At 60.2% G+C, this 23,504-nt stretch carries 21 protein-coding genes; 3 read left to right on the plus strand and 18 right to left on the minus strand.

What is annotated here, in order from left to right; genetic code table 11:
• Positions 1-14: 14 nt before the first annotated feature.
• From ACSV9I_RS12970 to ACSV9I_RS12995, 6 genes are all read right to left on the minus strand, one after another.
• Positions 15-893, minus strand: a complete 879-nt coding sequence (locus tag ACSV9I_RS12970; RefSeq protein WP_438329204.1) for a F0F1 ATP synthase subunit gamma — start codon at positions 891-893, stop codon at positions 15-17.
• 29 nt (positions 894-922) lie between these two features.
• Complete coding sequence (gene atpA, locus ACSV9I_RS12975; protein ID WP_054157880.1) at positions 923-2,452, minus strand: F0F1 ATP synthase subunit alpha; 1,530 nt, start codon at positions 2,450-2,452, stop codon at positions 923-925.
• Complete coding sequence (locus tag ACSV9I_RS12980; RefSeq protein ID WP_054157881.1) at positions 2,452-3,018, minus strand: F0F1 ATP synthase subunit delta; 567 nt, start codon at positions 3,016-3,018, stop codon at positions 2,452-2,454. The genes atpA and ACSV9I_RS12980 overlap by 1 nt, the downstream gene beginning before the upstream one ends.
• Before the next feature lie 263 nt (positions 3,019-3,281).
• Complete coding sequence (locus ACSV9I_RS12985) at positions 3,282-3,665, minus strand: AGROH133_08824 family phage infection protein (RefSeq protein ID WP_438329205.1); 384 nt, start codon at positions 3,663-3,665, stop codon at positions 3,282-3,284.
• 99 nt (positions 3,666-3,764) lie between these two features.
• Positions 3,765-5,978: a primosomal protein N' gene (locus ACSV9I_RS12990; RefSeq protein WP_438329206.1), complete on the minus strand. Its 2,214-nt coding sequence runs from the start codon at positions 5,976-5,978 to the stop codon at positions 3,765-3,767.
• Between the two features lie 63 nt (positions 5,979-6,041).
• On the minus strand, positions 6,042-6,938 hold the full coding sequence (locus ACSV9I_RS12995) for a GNAT family N-acetyltransferase (RefSeq protein ID WP_438329649.1): 897 nt from the start codon (positions 6,936-6,938) through the stop codon (positions 6,042-6,044).
• Positions 6,939-7,081: 143 nt separating this feature from the next.
• Between ACSV9I_RS12995 and ACSV9I_RS13000 the strand changes: the two genes are divergently transcribed.
• From ACSV9I_RS13000 to ACSV9I_RS13010, 3 genes are all read left to right on the plus strand, one after another.
• On the plus strand, positions 7,082-8,008 hold the full coding sequence (locus ACSV9I_RS13000) for a tyrosine recombinase XerC (RefSeq protein ID WP_054157884.1): 927 nt from the start codon (positions 7,082-7,084) through the stop codon (positions 8,006-8,008).
• A gap of 92 nt (positions 8,009-8,100) precedes the next feature.
• Positions 8,101-9,192, plus strand: a complete 1,092-nt coding sequence (locus ACSV9I_RS13005; protein WP_438329207.1) for a TraB/GumN family protein — start codon at positions 8,101-8,103, stop codon at positions 9,190-9,192.
• A 92-nt stretch (positions 9,193-9,284) separates the two neighbouring features.
• Positions 9,285-10,271, plus strand: a complete 987-nt coding sequence (locus tag ACSV9I_RS13010) for a TraB/GumN family protein (RefSeq protein WP_438329208.1) — start codon at positions 9,285-9,287, stop codon at positions 10,269-10,271.
• Positions 10,272-10,299: 28 nt separating this feature from the next.
• Here the strand turns inward: ACSV9I_RS13010 and ACSV9I_RS13015 are convergent, their stop codons facing one another.
• The 12 genes from ACSV9I_RS13015 to zapE form a co-directional block, all read right to left on the minus strand.
• Positions 10,300-10,770 (minus strand): DUF2867 domain-containing protein, encoded by a 471-nt coding sequence (locus ACSV9I_RS13015; protein ID WP_438329209.1) that lies wholly within the window; start codon positions 10,768-10,770, stop codon positions 10,300-10,302.
• 41 nt (positions 10,771-10,811) lie between these two features.
• Positions 10,812-11,312: a cytochrome b gene (locus ACSV9I_RS13020; RefSeq protein ID WP_438329210.1), complete on the minus strand. Its 501-nt coding sequence runs from the start codon at positions 11,310-11,312 to the stop codon at positions 10,812-10,814.
• A 129-nt stretch (positions 11,313-11,441) separates the two neighbouring features.
• Positions 11,442-12,848 carry a dihydrolipoyl dehydrogenase gene (lpdA, locus tag ACSV9I_RS13025; RefSeq protein ID WP_438329211.1) on the minus strand — a complete coding sequence of 469 codons (1,407 nt, stop codon included), beginning with the start codon at positions 12,846-12,848 and terminating at the stop codon, positions 11,442-11,444.
• Positions 12,849-12,873: 25 nt separating this feature from the next.
• On the minus strand, positions 12,874-13,623 hold the full coding sequence (locus ACSV9I_RS13030) for an SDR family oxidoreductase (RefSeq protein ID WP_438329212.1): 750 nt from the start codon (positions 13,621-13,623) through the stop codon (positions 12,874-12,876).
• Positions 13,620-14,114 (minus strand): hypothetical protein, encoded by a 495-nt coding sequence (locus ACSV9I_RS13035; RefSeq protein ID WP_438329213.1) that lies wholly within the window; start codon positions 14,112-14,114, stop codon positions 13,620-13,622. The genes ACSV9I_RS13030 and ACSV9I_RS13035 overlap by 4 nt, the downstream gene beginning before the upstream one ends.
• A gap of 8 nt (positions 14,115-14,122) precedes the next feature.
• Positions 14,123-14,536 carry an MAPEG family protein gene (locus tag ACSV9I_RS13040; RefSeq protein ID WP_438329214.1) on the minus strand — a complete coding sequence of 138 codons (414 nt, stop codon included), beginning with the start codon at positions 14,534-14,536 and terminating at the stop codon, positions 14,123-14,125.
• A gap of 12 nt (positions 14,537-14,548) precedes the next feature.
• The gene (gene odhB, locus ACSV9I_RS13045) at positions 14,549-15,784 is read right to left on the minus strand and encodes a 2-oxoglutarate dehydrogenase complex dihydrolipoyllysine-residue succinyltransferase (protein ID WP_438329215.1); all 1,236 of its coding nucleotides are present in this window, start codon (positions 15,782-15,784) and stop codon (positions 14,549-14,551) included.
• 58 nt (positions 15,785-15,842) lie between these two features.
• Positions 15,843-18,839, minus strand: a complete 2,997-nt coding sequence (locus ACSV9I_RS13050) for a 2-oxoglutarate dehydrogenase E1 component (RefSeq protein ID WP_438329216.1) — start codon at positions 18,837-18,839, stop codon at positions 15,843-15,845.
• 163 nt (positions 18,840-19,002) lie between these two features.
• On the minus strand, positions 19,003-19,905 hold the full coding sequence (sucD, locus tag ACSV9I_RS13055; RefSeq protein WP_006724463.1) for a succinate--CoA ligase subunit alpha: 903 nt from the start codon (positions 19,903-19,905) through the stop codon (positions 19,003-19,005).
• 17 nt (positions 19,906-19,922) lie between these two features.
• Positions 19,923-21,116, minus strand: a complete 1,194-nt coding sequence (gene sucC, locus ACSV9I_RS13060; protein WP_054157894.1) for an ADP-forming succinate--CoA ligase subunit beta — start codon at positions 21,114-21,116, stop codon at positions 19,923-19,925.
• Positions 21,117-21,147: 31 nt separating this feature from the next.
• Complete coding sequence (gene mdh / locus ACSV9I_RS13065; RefSeq protein ID WP_438329217.1) at positions 21,148-22,110, minus strand: malate dehydrogenase; 963 nt, start codon at positions 22,108-22,110, stop codon at positions 21,148-21,150.
• Positions 22,111-22,272: 162 nt separating this feature from the next.
• Positions 22,273-23,451: a cell division protein ZapE gene (gene zapE / locus ACSV9I_RS13070; RefSeq protein ID WP_438329218.1), complete on the minus strand. Its 1,179-nt coding sequence runs from the start codon at positions 23,449-23,451 to the stop codon at positions 22,273-22,275.
• Positions 23,452-23,504 lie beyond the last annotated feature (53 nt).

Below are 23,504 nucleotides of genomic sequence, written 5' to 3' on the forward strand. Positions count from 1 at the left end.
CTCTTTCCTTAACCTCAGAGCGCTTCCGCGCCCGAAATGATTTCAATGAGTTCCTTGGTGATCTGTGCCTGACGCTGGCGGTTGTACGAAAGCGTCAGCTTGTTGATCATCTCACCGGCATTGCGCGTCGCATTGTCCATGGCGCTCATCTTGGCGCCCATTTCACCAGCAACGTTTTCGAGCAGGGCCCGGAAAATCTGAACCGAGATGTTGCGCGGGATGAGATCCTCGAGGATCCCCGACGCATCCGGCTCGTATTCGTAGAGCGCAGCAGCACCAGCCTGCGGAGCAGCATCAGCCGGAGCGGCCGGGATGATCTGCAGGGCGGTCGGAATCTGGCTGATCACCGACTTGAACTCGGAATAGAACAGCGTGCAAACGTCGAATTCGCCACGCTCGAACATGCCGATGACCTTGCGGCCGATGGCATCAGCATTGGTGAAACCGATACGCTTGACGTCGCGCAGGTCCGTACGCTCGACAATCATGCCGGCAAATTCGCGGCGGAGGCTGTCGTAACCCTTCTTGCCAACGCAGAAGATATTGACCGTCTTGCCTTCGGCCAGGAGCTTGCGCGCATGGTCACGGGCGAAGCGGGCGATCGACGAATTGAAACCGCCGCACAAACCGCGTTCTGCCGTGCAGACGACGAGCAGATGCACGTCGTCCTTGCCAGTACCGGTCATCAAGCGCGGTGCGCTGTCGTCCGACCCCACGGCTTGCGCAATGTTGGCCAGGACGGCGCCCATGCGCTGGGAGTACGGGCGAGCAGCCTCGGCCGCCTCCTGCGCACGACGCAGTTTCGCCGCGGCGACCATTTTCATCGCCTTGGTGATCTTCTGCGTCGCCTTGACGGAGGCGATCCGGTTTTTCAGATCCTTAAGTGAAGGCATCCGTTATCCGTCCTTGGCTTGAGCCTGAATTAGGCGAAGTTCTTCGCGAAGCTATCGAGAGCAGCCTTGAGCTTGCCCTTGGTGTCGTCGCTGATCGCCTTGTCGGTGCGGATCGCGTCAAGGATCGCCTTACCTTCCGAACGGAGGTAGGAGAGCAGCCCCTGCTCGAACTTGCCGACCTGATTGACGGCGACCTTATCAAGGTAGCCATTGACGCCAGCGAAGATCACAGCAACCTGTTCTTCCGTCTTGAGCGGAGAGAACTGTGCCTGCTTCAGGAGTTCCGTCAGACGGGCACCACGGTTCAGCAGGCGCTGAGTGGCGGCGTCGAGGTCGGAACCGAACTGGGCGAAGGCAGCCATTTCACGATACTGGGCGAGTTCACCCTTGATCGAGCCGGCAACCTGCTTCATCGCCTTGATCTGAGCGGCAGAACCAACGCGCGAAACCGACAGACCGACGTTAACGGCCGGACGAATGCCCTGGTAGAACAGGTCGGTTTCAAGGAAGATCTGACCGTCGGTGATCGAGATGACGTTGGTCGGGATGAAGGCCGAAACGTCGTTGCCCTGGGTTTCGATGACCGGCAGAGCGGTCAGCGAGCCGGCACCTGCAGCGTCGCCCATCTTGGCAGCGCGCTCGAGCAGACGCGAATGCAGGTAGAAAACGTCGCCCGGATAAGCTTCGCGGCCCGGAGGACGGCGCAGCAGGAGCGACATCTGACGGTAAGCAACAGCCTGCTTCGACAGATCGTCATAAGCGATGAGGGCGTGCTGGCCGTTGTCACGGAAGTATTCGCCCATGGCGCAACCAGCGAACGGTGCGAGATACTGCATCGGAGCCGGATCGGACGCGGTAGCCGCGATAACGATCGAGTACTGCAGTGCGCCGCGCTCTTCGAGGATCTTCACGAACTGAGCAACAGTCGAACGCTTCTGACCAACAGCGACGTAGACGCAGAACAGCTTGTCGTTGTCAGGGCCGTTGTCGTGGATCGGCTTCTGGTTCAGGAAGGTATCCAGAATGATCGCGGTCTTGCCGGTCTGACGGTCACCGATGACCAGCTCGCGCTGGCCACGACCAACCGGGATGAGGGCGTCGATAGCCTTAAGGCCGGTCGACATCGGCTCATGAACCGACTTACGCGGAATGATGCCAGGAGCCTTTACGTCGACGCGCGAACGGCGGGTGGCATTGATCGGGCCCTTGCCGTCGATCGGGTTGCCGAGCGCGTCAACGACGCGGCCGAGCAGTTCCGGACCAACCGGAACGTCAACGATGGCGCCGGTCCGCTTGACGATGTCGCCTTCCTTAATGCCGCGGTCGGCACCGAAGATAACCACACCGACATTGTCGGCTTCGAGGTTGAGCGCCATGCCGCGAACGCCGCCCGGGAACTCGACCATTTCGCCGGCCTGGACGTTGTCGAGGCCGTAAACGCGGGCAATACCGTCACCGACGGAGAGCACCTGGCCGACTTCGGAGACTTCCGCCTCTTTGCCGAAGTTCTTGATTTGATCTTTCAGAATTGCGGAAATTTCCGCGGCGCGGATATCCATCAGCCAACCTCTTTCAGTGCAAGCTTAAGGGTGGAAAGTTTGGTGCGAAGGGACGTGTCGATCTGGCGGGAGCCGATCTTCACGATCAGACCGCCAAGCAGAGACGCATCGACCGTGACCACGATCGAGACTTCCTTGCCAGTAACGCCCTTCAGCGCCGCTTTCAGTTCGGATTCCTGCTCAGCCGAAAGGGCGTGAGCAGAGGTGACGTCCGCCGTGATCTCACCCTTATGACGGGCGGCGATCTGGCGATAGGCGGCCACCATGCCAGATACGGCAAACAGGCGGCGATTGCTGGCGACGACCTTCAGGAAGTTCAACACCAGCGCGCTCAGACCGGCCTTTTCGCCGATCGCACTGATGGCGTTGACCTGATCTTCGGCCGTAAAGACCGGCGACTGGACCAGACGCTTCAGATCGTCGCTCTCGTCGATCATCGCCTGGAACCGGTTGAGATCGGCGGCGACCGCGTCAATGGCACCGGCCTCGAGCGCAAGCTCGAAAAGCGACGATGCGTAACGCTCTGCCACGCCTGAAATCACTTGGGATGCGTCTGCCACGGGCAAAAAATTCCCTGATTTTGACCCAGGATCGAAGCGCCCGAAGATAGGGCCTGACAACGTCCTGATATCGTTTTGTTTTTCCCCAAAAACACCAGCCCGTAAGACTTGCGTTTTCCGAATTTCGCGGTCCGTCTAGCATACGAGGTCTAGACTCGCAACACGCGTATTAACGGTTTGCACCCCGAGAGCAAGGCCTTGTTGGGTTTTTTGTCTGAATCTGCGTCAAATTGGCGGCGCAGTGACTGGGACTGCGCCGTTCCTCAAATTCAAGTCAGACCAAAGACATAGGCGAGAGGCATGGCAGCAAGTGCGATCTCTGCAACCAGGAGGAGAAGGTTGCGCCAAGTGCTCCCACCATCCGACATGATGGATAGGATGCGAGCAAAAGCCGCAAGTGCCACGGCAGCCCCGAAAGCGAGATAGACCGTGGGCTGCGCCAGGAGAAGTGCTGTTCCTGAAAAGCCGGTGACGAGCCCGCCGGTGGAGCGGACGGCACCAAAGCCCTCGGGCCGCCCCTCCCGTGGCGCAAGGCCGAGCAGACGCAGCGTCAGACCCGGTGCAAACATGATAAAGCAGCCGATTACGGCAGCAGCGGCAGCTGCGACGAAGGCCAGCTGCTCGCCCAGCTCGGTGGGGAAGTAGAATTCCATGGTGGATCCTGAGAAGACGAAAACGCCGGGCTTATGCCACATATAAGGCTGAGGCGGTATGGGATGACCGTGAAATTCTTGCGCGTCGGTCCACGGCACTCAGAGGAAGCTCTGAGGATCCACATCGACTTGAACTTGGATTGATCGCCGCTCCTTCGGCCCACGGTCCAACATACTGCGGACAAAGCCCTGCATGTCGCTGCTGCGTCTTCCATGCACCAGCAGCCGGAAGCGGTGGCGACCGCGGATCAGTGCAAGCGGCGCCTCTGCCGGGCCAAGCACCATGATCCCGCTCTCATGGGGTGCAGCCTGACGAAGGGCTCGGGCATGCCCCTCGGCTTCTGCCCGAGTATCCGCAGAGACAATGATCGACACGAGACGGCCATAGGGCGGCAGCTGCGCACGCTCTCTCTCCGAAATCTCTCGCTCGTAGAATGCCGAGGCATCACCGGATACCAGCGCCTGCATCACCGGATGTTGCGGCTGGAAGGTCTGGATGAGGCCGAGGCTCTTGCGGCCCGTACGCCCGGCACGGCCAGTCACCTGCGATAGAAGCTGGAAGGTTCGTTCGGCGGCGCGCGGATCGCCATTCGACAAGCCGATATCGGCATCGATGATCCCAACCAGCGTCATCAATGGGAAATTATGGCCCTTCGCCACCAGTTGCGTGCCGATGACGATATCCGCCTCGCCATTGGCAATCGCTTCCAGTTCCAACCGCAGCCGCTTCACGCCACCAAGGTCGGATGACAAGACCAGCGTCCGGGCGTCGGGAAAATGCTTCTCCACCTCTTCCGCGATCCGCTCGACACCGGGCCCGCAGGCCACCAGATGGTCGAGCGTCCCGCATTCGGGGCAGGCATTCGGCGTCGGTTCGTGATAACCGCATTGATGGCACTGGATCTGTCCGCGGAAGCGATGCTCCACCAGCCAGCTCGAACATTGCGGGCATTGGAAACGGTGACCGCAGACCCGGCAGAGCGTGAGCGGTGCATAGCCGCGCCGATTGAGGAAGAGCAGCGCCTGCTCTCCCCGCTCAACCGCCTTTCCAACCGACCGCAGCAAGATCGGGGACAGAAAGCCGCCACGCTCGGGCGGATGCCGGCGCATATCGATCCGATGCAGATCCGGCATGGCTGCATCGGCAAAGCGGGTGGGCAGATGGATGCGCTGATAACGTCCGGCAATGCAGTTCACCTGGCTTTCGACCGACGGCGTGGCCGAGACCAGGACCACGGGAAAGCCAGCAATCCGCGCCCGGACAACAGCCATGTCGCGCGCATTATAGAAGACGCGATCTTCCTGCTTGAAGGCGGGGTCATGCTCTTCATCGACGATGATGAGGCCAAGATTTTCGAAGGGCAGGAAGAGCGCCGAACGCGCGCCGGCAACCACACGGACCTCTCCGGTGGCCACCTGCCGCCAGACCTTCTCGCGTGTCCGCGTGGCAAGATCAGAGTGCCATTCGCCGGGCTTGGATCCGAAGCGATCCTGGAACCGATCGAGGAAATTGGCCGTCAGCGCAATTTCCGGCAGCAGGATCAGCACCTGCTTGCCCTGCTTCAACGTCTCGGCAATCGCTTCGAAATAGACCTCGGTCTTTCCTGAGCCTGTAACCCCGTCGATCAAGGCGACGGAGAAACCGCCCTTGCCGATCATGGCGAGGATTTCGTCTGCTGCCTCCTTCTGCGGACCGGCAAGACGATGCACCGCATAGTCAGGATCGGGAGGCGCAACGATCGGCGGCGGCGGCAGGAAGACCTGCTCGAACACACCCTGTTTGGCGAGCCCGTCGATCACGCTCGCGGACACGCCGCAGGCATGGGCAAGTCCGCTCTTCGTCCAGGACAATCCGTCACCGGCAAGTTCGAGCACTTTCTGGCGCGCCGGCGTCAAACGCTCAGGCTGATAGCCACTGAAGCGCAAGCCCTCGATCATCGGCTCGGGATCAAAAGCAGCGGGTGCCCGAAGCGCCATGCGCGCGACATAACCGGGCGGAGACAGGGTATAGGCTGCAATCCAGTCGAGAAAGGCACGCATATCCTTGTCGAGCGGCGGGCAGTCAAAGACCTTGGAAATTTCGCGCAGCTTCTTCGGATCGACCGCCTTATCCTCGCCGCCATCCCAGACCACGCCAACAACCTGCCTTGGACCCAGCGGGATCTGCACGATTGCGCCCGGTTCGACCACCAGCGCTTCCGGCACGGCATAGCTATAGGCAGTCGGCGCTGGCATGGGGACCAGCACCGGCACGACCTTTCGGCGCGGTGTCTCGAAGAGTTCTCCGAACAGGCTTTTCGAATCGTCCGTCATCGGGCGCAACTTGCCCCCGCCGGACCGGAATTGGAATATCCGATTGCGATATGAAGGAGAGCTTCAGCCGAAAGCGCGGTCAGGCTCCTGCGGCAGCTGATGCACGGTATAGGCCTCCAGTGCCCTGGTCACCTCCGTCACATCACCCTCCAATGCGCTGACCGGGATCAGCGGACCGACCGTGAAGTCGAATTGCTGACCCTTCTTGTTCAGCAACTCGTAGAAAACGGTCATGTCCCTGAGTTCGGTCGACCAATTCGCAAACCAGTAGAACAGACCCGAATTGCGAGCTTTCATGTTCACCGGCAGGATCGGCAGATCGTATTTGCGGGCAAGCGACACCGCCGAGGTCTTCCAGGGTCGTTCGTTAAGCCGGCCGTTTTCCCAATAGGCGATGCGGCCGGATGGAAACAGGATGGCGGCCTTGCGCTCCTCGATCGCGCGGTTGGTCAATTGAAGCGTCTCGCGTGCCTTGAGCTTGGATTTGTGTTCCTCGCGCCACTCCACAGGGATGACGATTTCGGCCAGTCGCGGATTGACGCGGATCGCATCGCGATTGGCGAAGAAGGTCATGTCGGGGCGACGCGTCTTCAACAGGTCATACATCGCAACACCGTCGGCAATACCCGTCGGATGGTTACTGACGAGAATGAAACCGCCCTCGGCCGGAATACGGTCGGCATTGCGAACCCCGATCTTGAGGTCCAGAGCCGCACTCAGATAATCGAACACCTGCGCCCCGTTGAGGCGCGCCACATCATCGGCGAATTCCACCGCCTTGCCATAGCGCAGCAGCGTGTAGACAAAAGGGCGCATCACCGGCCAGAGCGGATGCTTGACGATCTTCTGGCCGCGCTCGGCGATCAGCGTATCGACGATGTGGCCAGGTCGACCTTGAGAAACGAGCGTGACGGCTTCGGAGAAACTGCCCAGGGTGGAAACGGTGGGACGGCGCATCAGCGGGATCCTCGCCAGTAAGTTCGAGCCTCTTTGACACCCCGGTGTGATCCGATCATGACAGCCCCTGTCGTTAGTGCTTCGGTAACCCTCCCACGGCATCGTGGGTCGGATTTCCAACCACTGACAACGCAGACGGCGCAAATTTGATCCCCGCAGACGAAAAACTTCTCGGTGAACGGAAATCCTGGCTCGAAAGCCTCGGAGACGAACGCCGCTTGGCCGGCAATACGCTGGAAGCCTACGAGCGGGATACGCGCCAATTTCTGCAGTTTCTGTCCGGACATGTCGGCGGAAGCGTGGCGCTATCGGACATTCAGGCGCTTCGGCCAGCAGATCTGCGCGGTTTTCTGGCCCATCGCCGCAAGGACGGCGCCGGTGCCCGCACACTCGGCCGCCATCTTGCCGGCCTGCGCTCCTTCCTCCGCTATCTGGAGCGCAAGGGATTGGTGAATGCTGCCGGCGCCAGCGCGATTCGCTCACCGAAACAGCCGAAATCCCTGCCAAAACCGCTGAGCGGCAGCCAGGCGGTCACCGTCGTCGACCGCGCGACGCAGATGAACGAGGAGCCGTGGATCGCGGCGCGCGATGCCGCCGTGCTCACTCTTCTCTATGGCTGCGGCCTGCGCATTTCAGAAGCACTTGGGTTGCCGCCTGAGGCCTTTCAGGAAAAGACGACAAGCCTCAGGGTTACCGGCAAGGGCGGAAAGATGCGCATCGTGCCGCTTCTCCCAGTTGTTGGCGAAGCGGTCGCGGTCTATCGCAAGCTTTGCCCATATCATCTGGAAGCCGGCAAGCCGCTGTTTCGCGGAGCGCGCGGCGGGCCATTGCAGCCGGCGATCATCCAGCGCGAAATGCAGCGCCTTCGCTCGGCCCTCGGCCTGCCGGATTCGGCAACGCCGCATGCATTGCGCCATTCCTTCGCCACCCATTTGCTCGGCAGCGGCGGCGATCTGAGGACGATCCAGGAACTGCTCGGCCATGCCAGCCTTTCGACCACACAGATCTATACCGGCGTTGATAGCGCCCGCCTTCTCGATATCTATGACCGAGCCCATCCTCGCGCCCGATAAGCGCGCATGCTCGACGTCGAGATTAACCACACGCCTTAATCAATCATGAGGTTAGTGCGGACTATCGTCCTGGCACTTACACAGGAGATGTCATGACTGCCCAACGCATCCTCTCGCTGCGCACCCGATGGCCGCGCCTTTCGCTGGAACAGGTTCTGCAGTTTATTGTCGGCGCCCTGCCCCTCCTGATGCTGACAGTCCTCCTCGCCACGCTGGTATCCATCTCCACCGCAAAAGCCGCCGATGAAGCAGCCTGCAAGGGCAGCAACCTGCTGGAGAGCATGGCGAAAGAGAATCCCGCGCTGCTCGCAGAGATCCAGGCGGAGGCGGATGCGATCCCGAACGGCAGGGGCATTTTCTGGAAGATCGAAAAGGACGGCGTCAAGCCCTCCTGGCTGCTCGGCACCATGCATGTAACGGACCCCCGTGTCCTCAAGATGCCGGAGGGTGCCCGTCTTGCTGCGGCCGACGCCGATGTCGTGGTCATCGAATCGGATGAAATCCTGGATGAGAACAAGGCTGGCTCTGCCCTCCTCATGCATCCGGAACTGACAATGTTCACAGATGGCACCAGTATCAAGGACCATCTTGACTCTGCATCACTCACCAAGCTCGACGAGGGCCTAAAACAGCGCGGTCTTTCACTCGCCGTGGTGGCCAAGATGAAGCCCTGGATCCTTGCGAGCTTCGTCGCCCTGCCCGCGTGCGAATTGTCCCGCAAGGCAGGCGGTGCATCTTTCCTCGACATGCAGATTGCCAAGGACGCGGTGGCAGCCGGAAAACCCGTCGCCGGTCTTGAAACACTGGTCGAGCAGCTGGAAGCCATGGCAGACCTGCCCATCGACTTCCACTTCAAAGCTCTGGTCGAGACGATCACGCTCGGCGACAAGATGGAAGACGTCATGGAAACCATGACGGAACTCTACCTCTCCGGCGATATCGGCATGACCATGCCCTTGCTGAAAACCGTCGCTCCGTCCACGACAGAGGGTGATGAAAGTGCTTATGCCGCCTTCGAAAGCCGCATCATCAGCGATCGCAACCTCGTCATGGCCAAGGGCAGCACCCAGCACCTTGAGAAAGGCAATGCCTTTATCGCTGTCGGAGCGCTCCATCTGCCCGGCGAACAGGGCCTGGTCGAACTCCTGCGACGACAAGGATACCGACTGTCTCGCGTAGAGTGACACCGGTCCATCGCAGCCGCGCCGAATTTTCGTTACAGCACCGCTCAGTTGCCTGATCTGTTCGATCCCGGTGTCTGCCAACGGAGGCTAGCGTGCGAATTCCTATCTTGTCCCTGGCCTTGGTCAGCCTCCTTGCTGCATTTCCTGCCGCCGCAGAGGTCTCCTGTCCCTCCCAGAGCATGATCGGAAAGCTCAAGGCTGCAGATCCGCAGGCCTTTCGCCAGCTGGAACAGCGCTCCGCAGAGATCAAGAACAACCACGGCCTTTTGTGGAAGATCGAAAAGGAGGGGCTGGCCCCTTCCTGGCTCCTCGGCACAGCGCATCTGCGTGATCCGCGCATCAGCAAGATAACCCCCGCCGTCGACGAGGCACTGACACAGGTCGAGACCCTGCTCGTGGAACTGGAGGAAATTGGCACGCCTCAGCTGATCCAACAGCAACTACTCATGCGGCCGGATCTGACCATGCTCGCGACCGGCACGCTTGATCAGGTGCTTCCAGAGGCGCGCCGGCCCGCACTTCAGGATGCACTCGCCACACGCGGACTGAGCGTCAAAATGCTGGCCCGCATGCGGCCATGGGTCATCTATTTCAACCTGATGAGCGACCGCTGCGAAACGCGCCTGCTGAACGAAGGCGAGATCGTGCTCGACCATTTGCTGGTGAATACGGCAATGCAAGAGGGTATCTTTGTCGCTGGCCTCGAAACGCCTGCGGAACAGTTCGCTTCTATCGCCTCATTGCCGGACGGCCCGATGCTGGAAAGTCTGATTCAGCAGTTCAGCTCGCCCCATTCCGGTGAAGAACAGACCGGCGCCCTGATCGAACTCTATGAGGCGCAGGATACCGGCATGATGATCATTCTCAACGAGATCATGGGCTGGGACCCGGTGACGGCACGCGCCTTTGCTGACAAAATGATCACGGCACGAAATCACCGCATGGCGGAAAGAGCCGCCGGCTATCTCCAGGAGGGTGGCGTTTTGATCGCCATCGGCGCGCTTCACCTGCCTGGGGACGAAGGCCTGATCGAACTCATCCGCAAGCAGGGCTTTGTCGTCACGCGTTTCGGAAGCTGACTAAAACCAGCTTAAAAGCAGGACAGCCTCAACGCATCCGCGCCAGCATGGTGCGGACAATCAGCTTGTGGAACGGCGTGATCACAAAAATATAAAGTCTGCCGAACAGATTGTGCCGCTCAACCAGCGTTGTGATGGCGAGTTTCCGCGCCTGGGGACCGGCAGCCGCGACATCCAGCACGATCCGAAAATTGAGATGGGCGTCGTCGAAGCCGAGCACAACCTGATCGTCGCGGGCGCTGACGACGGGAAAAGCTCCAATCGTCTGGCTGTCCGCGATCCCGAGTTCCGCGGACTTCAAGCCGAACAGCCCGACAATCCGGTTGCGCAGCGCCAGCAGCAAGCCCACCCAACGGGGAGAACGCCCGAATATCTTTCTCGCAAGATCGAGCGCAGTGGCGTCAGGAGCAAGTGCGATGACAGCATAGCGATCCGCCCAATTAGCCGAGGGAAGGGCAGGATGCGGCATTGCCACGGGTTCCAACGATACTTTTGACATGCAACGCCCCCGGAAACTGGCGACCACAGGGGCGCCTTGTGTCAGCCTTTGGTCATACGCTGAGCGACCGGGGTCTTCCAGTAGAACTGATGCACCAGCACTGCGGCAATGTGAACCACGATCAGCACCCACATCAGAAGCTTAAGAGGCCCGCCGTGAAGCTCGCCGGCAATCTCGTTGCCAAAGTAGTATTTGCCGATGCCACTCAGCGGCAGCAGAACGAACAGCGCATAGAACGTGCCATGCGCAATCTTCGACGCAAGCCGCAGGACCGGCGGCTCCTCGGCCGGCGCGGCAGGCGCTCCCCGGGTCAGGCGCACGGCGAGCCGGATCAGCCCAAGACAGAGCACCGCGATACCGACATAGGCATGGATGTTGGCAGAGGAGAGATCGGCTGGCGAGGGCACTTCGCCGCGCTCATAGGCTTCGACCGCTTCCTCCATGGCGTCGGAGAAGATCAGGTTGAAGAGAATGAGAAGAGCCATCGTCCAGTGCAGGGCCTTCTGGAGAAGGGAGTAGGAGGTAGGGGCGATCACGGACATTGGTTTGCCTTTTGTCATTTCGGGAAAGAGGCAGTGCCCACACATGATAAAGGCCGCCGCTTGGGGTACAAGCGACAGCCTTCAATCTTACTGAAATATAATAATTGGCTTATATCAGTTCTGCAGACCTTACATGTGCAGCGGCTTGAAGAAGGTAGCGAGGGCTGCTTCCTTCACGGCCTCCGACATGGTCGGGTGCGCGTGGCAAGTGCGGCCCAAATCTTCCGACGAACCGCCGAACTCCATCAGCACAGCGGCCTCGTGGATCATCTCGCCGGCGCCGAGGCCGATGATGTGCACGCCGAGAACGCGGTCTGTGTCCTTGTCGGCGAGAACCTTGACGAAGCCGTCCGAGGCAAGCATAGCGCGGGCGCGGCCGTTTGCCGTGAACGGGAATTTGCCGACCTTGTAGGCAACGCCTGCGGCCTTAAGCTCTTCCTCGGTCTTGCCGACGGAGGCGACCTCCGGCTGGGTGTAGACGACGCCCGGGATGACGTCATAGTTCACGTGGCCGTGCTGGCCGGCGAGGATTTCGGCAAGTGCTACGCCTTCGTCTTCCGCCTTGTGGGCGAGCATCGGGCCCTTGACCACGTCGCCAATGGCATAGATGCCGGCGACATTAGTGCGGTAGTGGCCGTCGATCTCGACGCGGCCGCGGTTATCAAGCGCAACGCCGGCTTCTTCAAGGCCGAGACCAACCGTGTAAGGCTTGCGACCGGTGGCGACGAGCACGACATCGGCTTCAAGCGTCTGGGCTTCACCGCCCTTGACCGGTTCGAAGGTGACCTTGGCGCCTTCGCCCGACTTCTCGACGCCGGTGACCTTGGCACCGAGGTTGAACTCCATGCCCTGCTTGGCAAGGATGCGCTGGAACTGCTTGGAGACTTCGCCGTCCATGCCGCCGAGGATCGTGTCGAGATATTCGACGACAGTCACCTTGGCGCCAAGGCGCGACCAGACCGAGCCGAGTTCCAGACCGATCACGCCCCCGCCGACGACAACCATCTTCCCCGGCACCTTGTCGAGCGCGATACCACCCGTCGAGGACACGATGATCTTCTCATCGATATCGACCTGAACGCCCGGAATGCCGGCAACGTCGGAGCCGGTGGCGATGACGATGTTTTTGGTTTCGAGGACCTGGACTTCACCGGCATCGTTGGTCACCTGGACCTTGCCACCGCCGAGGATCTTGCCCGTGCCCTGGATGCCGTCGATCTTGTTCTTCTTGAACAGGAAGGAAACGCCCTCGACATTCGACTTCACGGTCGCATCCTTGTGCGCCATCATCTTTTCGAGGTTGAGGGTCGGAGTGCCGACGTCCACGCCGAGATCGGACATGCCATGCGAGGCATGGTGGAAGACTTCCGACGCATGCAGCAGAGCCTTGGACGGGATGCAGCCGATATTGAGGCAGGTGCCGCCATAGGTCTGGCGCTTCTCGACGACGGCAACCTTCAGGCCGAGCTGGGCCGCCTTGATGGCGCAGACATAGCCGCCGGGGCCGGAGCCGATAACGATGACATCATAAGACATGAGGAGCTTCCTTCGTTTTCGACGGTTACCGACCGCCGCTGACATTCAAGAGGGCACCCGTCACATAGGATGCCTGAGGCGAGAGGAGATAAAGAACGCTGTCGGCCACTTCGTCGGCCGTTCCGGGCCTTTGCATCGGAATGATTGGGGCCAGATCGCGCGCCCTGCCCGGCAATCCGCCGGATGCATGGATTTCGGTGTCGATGATGCCGGGCCTGACAGCATTGACCCGGATGCCCTCGGTGGCGACTTCACGCGAAAGCCCGACAGTAAACGTATCGACCGCAGCCTTGGCGGCGGCATAGTCAACATATTGACCCGGACTGCCGATCACGGCAGCCATGGAGGAAATGTTGACGATCACGCCACCCTGCCCGCCATGCTTCGTTGACATGCGCGTCACGGCTTCTGAGGCACAGCGGATCTTGCCGATGACATTGACGGCAAACATGCGGTCGAGCCGCACCCGGTCGAATTCATCGACCCGCGCGGTGACATCAACGACGCCGGCATTATTCACGAGACCATAAAGGGGGCCGAGACGGTCGACAGCTGCGAAAATCGTGGCAATACCGTCTTCATCTGCAGTATCGCCCTGCACAATCTCTGCATTAACACCAATCGCACGGCAATCGGCAGAAACGCCTTCGGCGGCCAGCCTGTCCGAGCGATAGTTGATAAGCAGATCGTAACCCTGTGCGGCAGCCTTTCGGCATATTGCAGCGCCGATCCCGCGGCTACCGCCTGTGACGAGCAGAAGGGGGCGGCTGGTCATGACGCGCATCCCTTGAACTCGAAGACATCCCACGGGCCGGTCTCGAGAGCCTTGCCGGCAGACGAGGCCAAGACGGCGGGGCCGAAGCCCGGCAAGAGAAGCGCATCGGGAGCTGCAGCGCCTTCCGACGGGAGAAGATCGACATGACCCGTCGCCTCGTCGATGCCGTAGACAATGCCTTTCCAGACGGTGCAGGCAGCGAGATCCGCGCCTGTCACGTCGCCTTCGGGGCAGTTATTCATCAGCATGCCGATGGGTCGCTCAACCTCGGGATCGTACATGACATGACCGTCGAGCTCGAACTTGCCGACTGTCGTGGAGAAGCCATGCGTCACTGGCGTGTTTTCACCGCTCGCCGCGGCAAAAACGAGTTCGACCCCAGTTTCGGCTTCGCGATAAGTGGCTTTTTCAATCAGGCAATCAGCGGCCGAAGCCGCGTGAGAAAGCGCAAGCGCGGCAAGAAGAACGCATGCTCCCAGTGGCGCGCCCATGCCTCACCTCAAAATGTCAGCGCGAGAAACATAAGGCCGAGGCCGACCATAGAACCCGTCCACACCAGCGACCGGATATAGGGAATACCCGCCAGATAAAGCGGGTAGTAAGCAATGCGTCCAACGAACCAGACAACGGCCCCGATCAAGCCGAGACCGGAGGTCTCACCGGTGAAGAGCAGTCCTGCGACGAGTGCGACGAAGGCCGGATAGGTCTCGCGAAAGTTCGAAGACGCGCGCGCAGCGCGACCGGCGAGCTTACCCGCCGGCTGCTTGTTGTCGTCTCGTGGGCCGGCATTCCACTTGGTACCCAACTCCTTGGTGGCGAGCATGCCCTGCAGGAGGACATGCGCAACCAAAAGGACCACGCTCCAGGCAAGGAGCAGGACGAGCGGAGAGGCGGAAGCAGATACCGGTTCCATCGCGGATACTCCTTAGAGATCGAGAACCAGGCGTTCTGGATCTTCCAGGCTTTCCTTGACGCGAACGAGGAAGGTGACCGCTTCCTTGCCGTCAACGATACGGTGATCGTAGGAGAGAGCGAGATACATCATCGGGCGAATGACGATCTGGCCACCGACAACAACCGGACGCTCCTGGATCTTGTGCATGCCGAGGATACCCGACTGCGGTGCGTTTAGGATCGGCGAGGACATCAGCGAACCATAGACGCCGCCGTTGGAGATGGTGAAAGTGCCGCCCTGCATGTCTGCCATCGACAGCTGGCCATCACGGGCAGCCTTGCCAAGGAGACCGATTTCCTTTTCGATTTCAGCGATCGACATCTGGTCGGCATCGCGCACGACCGGAACCACGAGGCCCTTGTCCGTGCCGACAGCAACGCCGACATGGCAGTAGTTCTTGTAGATGATGTCGGTGCCGTCGATTTCGGCGTTAACGGCCGGCAATTCCTTCAGCGCATGCGTGACGGCCTTGGTGAAGAAGCCCATGAAGCCAAGCTTCACGCCGTGCTTCTTCTCGAAGATGTCCTTGTAGCGATTGCGCAGGTCCATGACCGCCTTCATGTCCACCTCGTTATAGGTGGTCAGCATGGCAGCCGTGTTCTGGGCGTCCTTGAGGCGCTTGGCGATCGTCTGGCGCAAGCGGGTCATCTTCACGCGCTCTTCACGCGGCGCGTCGCTTGCGGACGAGGCAGCACGCGGTGCTGCAGGAACGGCGGCAGGAGCCGGCGATGCTGTGCCCTTGGCGATGGCCGCGAGCACGTCACCCTTCAGAACCTGGCCACGCTTGCCAGAACCATCGACATCGGCAGTTGCGATGTTGTTGTCAGCTGCAAGCTTTGCAGCGGCCGGAGCCGCCGGCATGGCCGCAGCCGGGGCCGAGGCGACAGCGGCGGGAGCAGCAGCAACCGGAGCCGGAGCAGCAGGTGCTGCAGCAGGAGCCGGCGCGGATGCAGCGACCGAGCCAGCGGCGCCTTCGGCGATCTGGCCAAGCAGTGCGCCGAGGCCGACAGTCTCGCCGTTCTGCGCAACAATCTCGGTCAGCACGCCGGAGACGGGCGACGGAACTTCGACCGTGACCTTGTCGGTTTCCAATTCGACGAGCGGTTCGTCAGCCTTGACGGTGTCGCCAACCTTCTTGAACCAGGTGCCGATGGTGGCTTCGCTGACGGATTCGCCAAGCGTGGGTACGCGGATTTCAGTGGCCATGATCTCAATTCCGTTGGTCAGAGAACGTTTCGGTCTGCGGGGGTGGCACGTGGGCGGATCAACCGCCCAATGCATCCTCGAGGAAAGCTTCGAGCTGTGCGAGGTGCTTCGACATCAGGCCCGTCGCCGGCGAGGCGGCAGCCGGACGGCCGGTGTAGCGAACCCGCTGGTACTTGGCATCGATATGAGCGAGCACCCACTCCAGATACGGGTCGATGAACGACCAGGCACCCATGTTCTTCGGCTCTTCCTGGCACCAGACCATCTCCGCATTGCGGAAACGGCTGAGCTCGTTGATCAGCGCCTTGGCCGGGAACGGGTAGAGTTGTTCGATGCGCAGCAGGTAGATGTCATCAATCCCGCGCTTTTCGCGCTCTTCCAGCAGGTCGTAGTAAACCTTGCCGGTGCAGATCACGACACGACGGATCTTGGCATCCTTCTGCAGCTTGATCGGGCCGTCCTTGATGACTTCGGCGTCATCCCACAACAGACGGTGGAACGAAGATTCACCGGCCATCTCGGCAAGGCTGGACGTGGCCCGCTTGTGACGCAGCAGGGACTTCGGCGTCATCATGATCAGCGGCTTGCGGAAGTCGCGCTTCATCTGTCGACGCAGAATGTGGAAGTAGTTTGCCGGCGTCGTAACGTTGGCGACCTGCATGTTGTCTTCGGCGCACATCTGCAGCCAGCGCTCGAGGCGGGCGGAAGAGTGTTCCGGGCCCTGCCCTTCGTAACCATGCGGCAGAAGGCAGACGAGACCGGACATGCGCAGCCACTTGCGTTCACCCGACGAGATGAACTGGTCGAACACGACCTGTGCACCGTTGGCGAAGTCACCGAACTGGGCTTCCCACAGGGTCAGTGCGTTCGGACGGGCAAGCGAGTAACCGTACTCGAAACCCAGAACCGCTTCTTCGGAGAGCATCGAGTTGATGACTTCGTAGCGGGCCTGGTTCGGTGCGAGATTGGCGAGCGGGATGTAGCGCTCTTCGGTTTCCTGATCGTAGAGAACCGAGTGACGCTGGCTGAAGGTACCGCGTTCGCAATCCTGGCCGGACAGACGGATCTTGTGGCCATCGACAACCAGAGACCCAAAGGCAAGCGCCTCGGCCATCGCCCAGTCGATGCCTTCACCGGTTTCGACCATCTGGGCACGGTTTTCCATGAAACGCTGAATCGTGCGGTGGGCCCTGAATGTTTCAGGAATGGTCGACAGCTTGCGACCGATATCCTTGAGCGACTTCATCGGAACAGCTGTCTTGCCGCGACGCTGTTCATCGGCATTGTCGGCCGAGCGCAGACCCGACCACTGGCCATCCAGCCAGTCAGCCTTGTTCGGCTTGTAGCTCTGGCCAGCTTCGAATTCCGACTCGAGGTTGGCGCGCCAGTCGGCCTTCATCTGCTCGAATTCGCCCTCATTCATAAGGCCTTCGGAGATCAGACGCTCGGCGTAGAGCTGCGCCACTGTCTTGTGAGCCCGGATGACCTTGTACATCTTCGGCTGCGTGAACGCAGGCTCGTCGCCTTCGTTGTGGCCAAAGCGGCGGTAGCAGAACATGTCGATGACGACAGGCTTATGGAACTTCATCCGGTATTCGGTCGCGATCTTGGCGGCATAGGTAACCGCCTCCGGATCGTCACCGTTCACGTGGAAGATTGGCGCTTCGATCATCTTTGCGACGTCAGACGGATAAGGCGACGAACGCGAGAAAGCCGGATTGGTGGTGAAGCCGATCTGGTTGTTGATGATGACATGCATCGTGCCGGCAACGCGGTGACCGCGCAGACCCGACAGACCGAGGATTTCTGCAACGACACCCTGGCCGGCAAAGGCCGCATCACCGTGAATGAGAAGCGGCAGAACCTTGGAGCGTTCCTGCAACGGAATGACATCGCCATCCCAGACCTTGGCGAGCTGGTCCTGCTTTGCGCGGGCCTTGCCCATCACGACGGGGTTGACGATTTCCAGGTGCGACGGGTTTGCCGTCAGCGACAGGTGAACCTTGTTGCCGTCAAACTCGCGGTCTGACGAGGCACCGAGGTGATACTTGACGTCGCCCGAACCTTCGACTTCATCCGGCTTGAACGACCCACCCTTGAACTCATGGAAGACCGCGCGGTGCGGTTTGGCCATGACATTGGTCAGCACGTTCAGACGGCCACGATGGGCCATGCCGAGAACGATCTCTTCCATACCTTCCTGGCCGCCCCGCTTGATGATCTGCTCAAGTGCCGGGATCAACGATTCACCACCGTCGAGACCAAAACGCTTGGTGCCCTTGTACTTGACGTCGATGAACTGCTCGAAGCCTTCCGCCTCGACCAGCTTCTGCAGGATCGCCTTTTTGCCGTTCGGCGTAAATTCAACGCCCTTGCCGGGGCCTTCGATGCGCTCCTGAATCCAGGATTTCTCTTCCGGATTGGAGATATGCATGAATTCGACACCGAGCGTCGAACAGTAGGTCCGCTTCAGGATGTCGAGCATCTGCGGGATCGTGGCATACTCCAGACCCAGCACGTTATCGATGAAGATCTTGCGGTCGTAGTCGGCCTCCGTGAAGCCATAGGCCGTCGGCGACAACTCGTTGTAGTCCTCGACGGGCGCTGCAAGGCCGAGCGGGTCGAGATTGGCATGCAGGTGGCCGCGCATACGATAGGCGCGGATCATCATGATGGCACGCACGCTGTCGCGCGTTGCCTGCAGGACTTCCGTCTCCGAAACCGGCTTGCCAGTGGTGGCAGCAGCAGCTTCGGCCTTGGCCTGAACCTTCTTTTCGATGACTTTTTCGACCTTGCCCCAATTGCCGTCGAGGGCAGACACCAGGTCGCCGCTTTCGGCAAGCGGCCAGTTGCTGCGCTGCCAGGACGCACCGCTGGCGGCCTTTTTGACATCCGTCGGATTGTCCGCGAGCGCCTTAAAGAAGGCCTTCCACTCGTCAGAAACCGAGGAGGGATCTTCCTGATAGCGTGCGTAGAGTTGCTCGATATAGGCTGCGTTCTGTCCGTCGAGGAATGACGTGATCAGGAACTGCTCGTTGGCCTCTTGCCTACTCATTGTGTTACGCGAGCGCGTCCGCCCGCCTCCCGACTAGAATTGATGGCCGGATGCCCGGCCTGCCGCTCAACGTTCGCTCGACGAGCGAATCGTTCTTGATATGCGAAGTCCAGGCGAAGGTTTGGCGGACCAATCCTTCGCCTGGCTTGATTTTCGTCAGGTCTCAGCCCTTGAGGACTTCGACCAGGGTCTTGCCCAGACGGGCCGGTGAAGGCGAAACCTTGATGCCAGCCGCTTCCATGGCTTCGATCTTAGATTCCGCATCGCCCTTGCCGCCGGAAACGACAGCGCCGGCGTGACCCATGGTGCGACCCTTTGGAGCCGTACGGCCTGCGATGAAGCCGGCCATCGGCTTCTTGCGGCCCTTCTTGGCTTCGTCGATGAGGAACTGCGCTGCATCTTCCTCAGCCGAACCGCCGATTTCGCCGATCATGATGATCGAGGTCGTGGCCGGATCGGCCAGGAACATTTCGAGGACGTCGATAAACTCGGTGCCCTTGACCGGGTCGCCACCGATACCAACGGCAGTCGTCTGGCCAAGGCCTTCGTTCGAGGTCTGGAACACAGCTTCGTATGTAAGTGTTCCCGAGCGCGAGACAATGCCGACCGAACCCTTGCGGAAGATCGAGCCCGGCATGATGCCGATCTTGCATTCTTCCGGCGTCAGGATACCCGGGCAGTTCGGGCCGAGAAGGCGCGACTTGGACTTGTCGAGCTTGGCCTTGACCCGCACCATGTCCATGACCGGGATACCCTCGGTGATGCAGGTGATGAACGGGATTTCGGCGTCGATGGCCTCGATGATGGCGTCGGCAGCGCCTGCCGGCGGGACGTAGATCACGGATGCGTCTGCACCGGTCTTTTCCTTGGCTTCGGCAACGGTCGCGAAGATCGGCAGGGTTTCACCCTTGGAGCCGGTCCAGTTTTCGCCACCCTTCTTCGGATGGATACCGCCGACCATCTGCGTGCCGTAGTAAGCCAGCGCCTGTTCGGTGTGGAAGGTGCCGGTCTTGCCGGTCAGGCCCTGAACGAGGACCTTGGTGTTCTTGTTTACAAGAATGGACATCGAATAGGTTCCTCAGATTAGCCGTTGATCGCCGCGACGATCTTCTTGGCAGCGTCGTCCAGATCGTCGGCAGCGGTGATCGCCAGGCCGGATTCGTTCAGGAGCTTCTTGCCAAGTTCGACATTGGTGCCTTCGAGGCGCACGACGAGCGGAACCTTCAGGCCGACTTCCTTCACGGCGGCGATCACGCCTTCCGCGATGACGTCGCACTTCATGATGCCGCCGAAGATGTTGACGAGGATGCCCTCGACCTTCGGATCAGCCGTGATGATCTTGAAGGCAGCCGCGACCTTCTCCTTGCCAGCGCCACCGCCGACGTCGCAGAAGTTTGCCGGCTCTTTGCCGTAAAGCTTGATGATGTCCATCGTCGCCATGGCGAGACCGGCACCATTGACCATGCAGCCAATATTGCCGTCGAGGGCCACGTAAGCGAGATCCCACTTGGAGGCTTCGATTTCCTTGGCGTCTTCTTCGGTCTCGTCGCGCAGCGCCTTGACGTCGTCATGGCGGAACAGCGCGTTGCCGTCGAAGGACATCTTGGCATCGAGCACGCGCAGATGGTCATTCTTCATGACGATCAGCGGGTTGACCTCGAGCAGCGCCATGTCCTTTTCGACGAAGGCCTTGTAGAGGATCGGGAAAAGCGACTTTGCGTCTTCGGCAGCAGCACCGGTCAGTTCCAGAGCAGCCGAGATCTTGGCCACATCGGCGTCGGTGACGCCCGTCAGCGGGTCGATCGCGATCGTGTGGATCTTTTCCGGCGTGTCATGCGCAACGGCTTCGATGTCCATGCCACCTTCCGTCGAGACGACGAAGGCTACCTGGCCAACCGAGCGATCAACGAGCAGCGAGCAGTAGAGTTCGCGGGCAATGTCGGCACCGTCTTCGATATAGAGACGGTTGACCTGCTTGCCGGCTTCGCCGGTCTGGGCGGTCACCAGCGTGTTGCCGAACATTTCCTTGGCATGAGCCTTGGCTTCGTCGATCGAGAAAGCGAGGCGGACGCCGCCCTTGGCTTCCGGCGACAGTTCCTTGAACTTGCCCTTGCCGCGGCCGCCAGCATGGATCTGGCTCTTGACGACATAGAGCGGGCCCGGCAGCTGCTTGGCGGCAGCTTCGGCTTCTTCCGCAGAGAAGATCGCCACACCTTCAGCGACCGGTGCACCAAAGCTCTTCAGAAGAGCCTTGGCCTGATATTCATGAATGTTCATTGTCGTGTCCCTGTTTTGGGCGAAATGGCAATTACTTGAGAGCCGGCGCGATGTTGATGCAGGCTTCGCAGAGGCCGGCAACGGCGCCGACAGACTTCTGGAAGGCTTCTTCTTCGGCCTTGTTGAGGTCGATTTCGATGACGCGCTCGACGCCGCCTTCGCCAATCACGACTGGCACGCCGACATACATATCCTTCACGCCGTACTGACCGGTCAGGTAAGCAGCAGCCGGCAGAACGCGCTTCTTGTCCTTGAGGTAGGATTCCGCCATCTCGATGGCAGAGGCGGCCGGGGCGTAGTAGGCCGAGCCGGTCTTCAGGAGACCTACGATCTCAGCGCCACCATCACGGGTGCGCTGGATGATTTCTTCGAGGCGCTCCTTGGTGACCCAACCCATCTTGACGAGGTCGGTCAGCGGAATGCCGCCGATGGTGGAGTAGCGCGCGAGCGGCACCATGGTGTCGCCATGGCCGCCGAGAACGAATGCGGTGACGTCCTGGACGGAAACCTTGAACTCTTCCGAGAGGAAGTGGCGGAAGCGAGCCGAGTCGAGAACGCCGGCCATGCCGACGACCTTGTTGGTTGGCAGGCCGGAGAACTTCTGCAGCGCCCAGACCATCGCGTCGAGCGGATTGGTGATGCAGATGACGAAGGCGTTCGGGGCATATTTCTTGATGCCGGCGCCAACCTGCTCCATGACCTTGAGGTTGATACCGAGCAGATCGTCGCGGCTCATGCCAGGCTTGCGGGCAACACCGGCGGTGACGATGCAGACATCGGCGCCTTCGATCGCGGCGTAGTCGCTGGCGCCAGACAACTTGGCATTGAAGCCTTCGACCGGACCAGACTGGGCGATGTCGAGTCCCTTGCCCTGCGGGATGCCGTCAGCAATGTCGAACAGGACGATGTCGCCCAGTTCCTTCAGACTGGCGAGATGCGCCAGCGTACCACCAATCATTCCGGAACCGATAAGAGCGATCTTTTTGCGTGCCATCGAAGAACTTCCTTTTGGATCAACGACAAGGTTGAAACGAGCGTTAGCTGGCCCTTGTGGACAGATCGCATAGCGCTTGCGGGGCAAAATCGCAAACGATTATTTTGGAGCGAGGAATTTCAATCGGTTAGAAGTCAAAATTCTTACGTAAACGTAAGAATTTTATGACCGAATGTTTACGGTTTCGTGACGCTTGCCCTGATGCTGGTCTCGATACTCGACGCTGCGCATTTCAAAAAGTCTCGAAACTGTACGGTCAAATTCGAAACCTTCCGTGCCTTTCTTCTCGACCATGAGTTGATCGGGTGGGCGGACAGCGGAGGCGAATAGAAGAACGCCCGCATCATAAAGCGCATCGATGAGAATGATGAACCGCTTCGTCTCATTGCGATTGTCCGGGCCGAGGAAGGGGATGTCTTCGACGAACACCACGTCGAAACGCTGAGCAATCGCCAGATAATCGGACGCTCCGAGCGGTCGCTCACAAAGCTCACGGAACGAAAAGCGTGCGCATCGCCCCGCAGCAATCGGGACATCAATGTGACGCCCTTTCATGGCGATCTGCATGGATGCCTCAACGGCTCCGTCGATAATCTGGCGCCAAGCTATATCCATCTGCTTGCGCGTTTCCGCACCAAGCGGAGACACGAAAACTGGGAGGCTATCGATCTTTTCCATGCGGTAATCGGTCGGCGAATCCAGCGAAGCCACTTCCACGTGGCGCTTGAGGATATCGACAAACGGCAGAAACAGGCCGCGATTGAGGCCATCCCGATAGAGATTGTCAGGCTCGACATTGGACGTTGCGACGAGAATGCAGCCCCGGGCAAAAAGCTCGGTGAACAATCGTGCGAGGATCATCGCATCGGTGATATCCGTGACGGTGAATTCGTCGAAACACAGGAGCTGCGCCTCTTCGCGCAGGGCGGCGGCCACAGGCGGCACCGGATCGGCCTGCTTCGTCTCGCCGGCCTTCAACTTCTGACGGTGTGCATGAATGCGCGTATGCACGTCGGCCATGAATTCGTGGAAATGCGCCCTTCGCTTGTTTTCGATCGGCGCCATCTCGAAGAACATGTCCATCAACATGGTTTTGCCGCGCCCGACGCTACCATGAACGTAGAGCCCCCGGATTGCCGTATCGGGCTTTCGCTTCTGCGCGAATATCCAGCCAAGTGCGCTTTTCTTGGCCGCGGGTTTGCGGGCCTTGAGATCAAGCAGGATGCGATCGAGTTTCTGCGCGACACCAATCTGGGCAGGATCAGCTTGTAAAGCGCCACCCTTCGTCAAGGCGCGCAGCTGCTCTGCGACGCTCAGCGCATAGTCGGGAATAGGGTCCATGGATAGGCTCCGCCGGGGCAGCGGCGCCTGGCGCCGCTGCAGATCTGCAGAAG

The organism is Rhizobium sp. G187 (assembly GCF_051549525.1).
Taxonomy (GTDB): domain Bacteria; phylum Pseudomonadota; class Alphaproteobacteria; order Rhizobiales; family Rhizobiaceae; genus Allorhizobium.

Excerpts from the sequence above, each read along its gene's own strand:
- ACSV9I_RS12970 (WP_438329204.1), bottom strand. The coding sequence starts at position 893 with ATGCCTTCACTTAAGGATCTGAAAAACCGGATCGCCTCCGTCAAGGCG.
- atpA (WP_054157880.1), bottom strand. The coding sequence starts at position 2,452 with ATGGATATCCGCGCCGCGGAAATTTCCGCAATTCTGAAAGATCAAATC.
- ACSV9I_RS12985 (WP_438329205.1), bottom strand. The coding sequence starts at position 3,665 with ATGGAATTCTACTTCCCCACCGAGCTGGGCGAGCAGCTGGCCTTCGTC.
- ACSV9I_RS12990 (WP_438329206.1), bottom strand. The coding sequence starts at position 5,978 with ATGACGGACGATTCGAAAAGCCTGTTCGGAGAACTCTTCGAGACACCG.
- ACSV9I_RS13005 (WP_438329207.1), top strand. The coding sequence starts at position 8,101 with ATGACTGCCCAACGCATCCTCTCGCTGCGCACCCGATGGCCGCGCCTT.
- ACSV9I_RS13015 (WP_438329209.1), bottom strand. The coding sequence starts at position 10,770 with ATGTCAAAAGTATCGTTGGAACCCGTGGCAATGCCGCATCCTGCCCTT.
- ACSV9I_RS13020 (WP_438329210.1), bottom strand. The coding sequence starts at position 11,312 with ATGTCCGTGATCGCCCCTACCTCCTACTCCCTTCTCCAGAAGGCCCTG.
- lpdA (WP_438329211.1), bottom strand. The coding sequence starts at position 12,848 with ATGTCTTATGATGTCATCGTTATCGGCTCCGGCCCCGGCGGCTATGTC.
- ACSV9I_RS13030 (WP_438329212.1), bottom strand. The coding sequence starts at position 13,623 with ATGACCAGCCGCCCCCTTCTGCTCGTCACAGGCGGTAGCCGCGGGATC.
- ACSV9I_RS13035 (WP_438329213.1), bottom strand. The coding sequence starts at position 14,114 with ATGGGCGCGCCACTGGGAGCATGCGTTCTTCTTGCCGCGCTTGCGCTT.
- ACSV9I_RS13040 (WP_438329214.1), bottom strand. The coding sequence starts at position 14,536 with ATGGAACCGGTATCTGCTTCCGCCTCTCCGCTCGTCCTGCTCCTTGCC.
- odhB (WP_438329215.1), bottom strand. The coding sequence starts at position 15,784 with ATGGCCACTGAAATCCGCGTACCCACGCTTGGCGAATCCGTCAGCGAA.
- ACSV9I_RS13050 (WP_438329216.1), bottom strand. The coding sequence starts at position 18,839 with ATGAGTAGGCAAGAGGCCAACGAGCAGTTCCTGATCACGTCATTCCTC.
- sucD (WP_006724463.1), bottom strand. The coding sequence starts at position 19,905 with ATGTCCATTCTTGTAAACAAGAACACCAAGGTCCTCGTTCAGGGCCTG.
- sucC (WP_054157894.1), bottom strand. The coding sequence starts at position 21,116 with ATGAACATTCATGAATATCAGGCCAAGGCTCTTCTGAAGAGCTTTGGT.
- mdh (WP_438329217.1), bottom strand. The coding sequence starts at position 22,110 with ATGGCACGCAAAAAGATCGCTCTTATCGGTTCCGGAATGATTGGTGGT.
- zapE (WP_438329218.1), bottom strand. The coding sequence starts at position 23,451 with ATGGACCCTATTCCCGACTATGCGCTGAGCGTCGCAGAGCAGCTGCGC.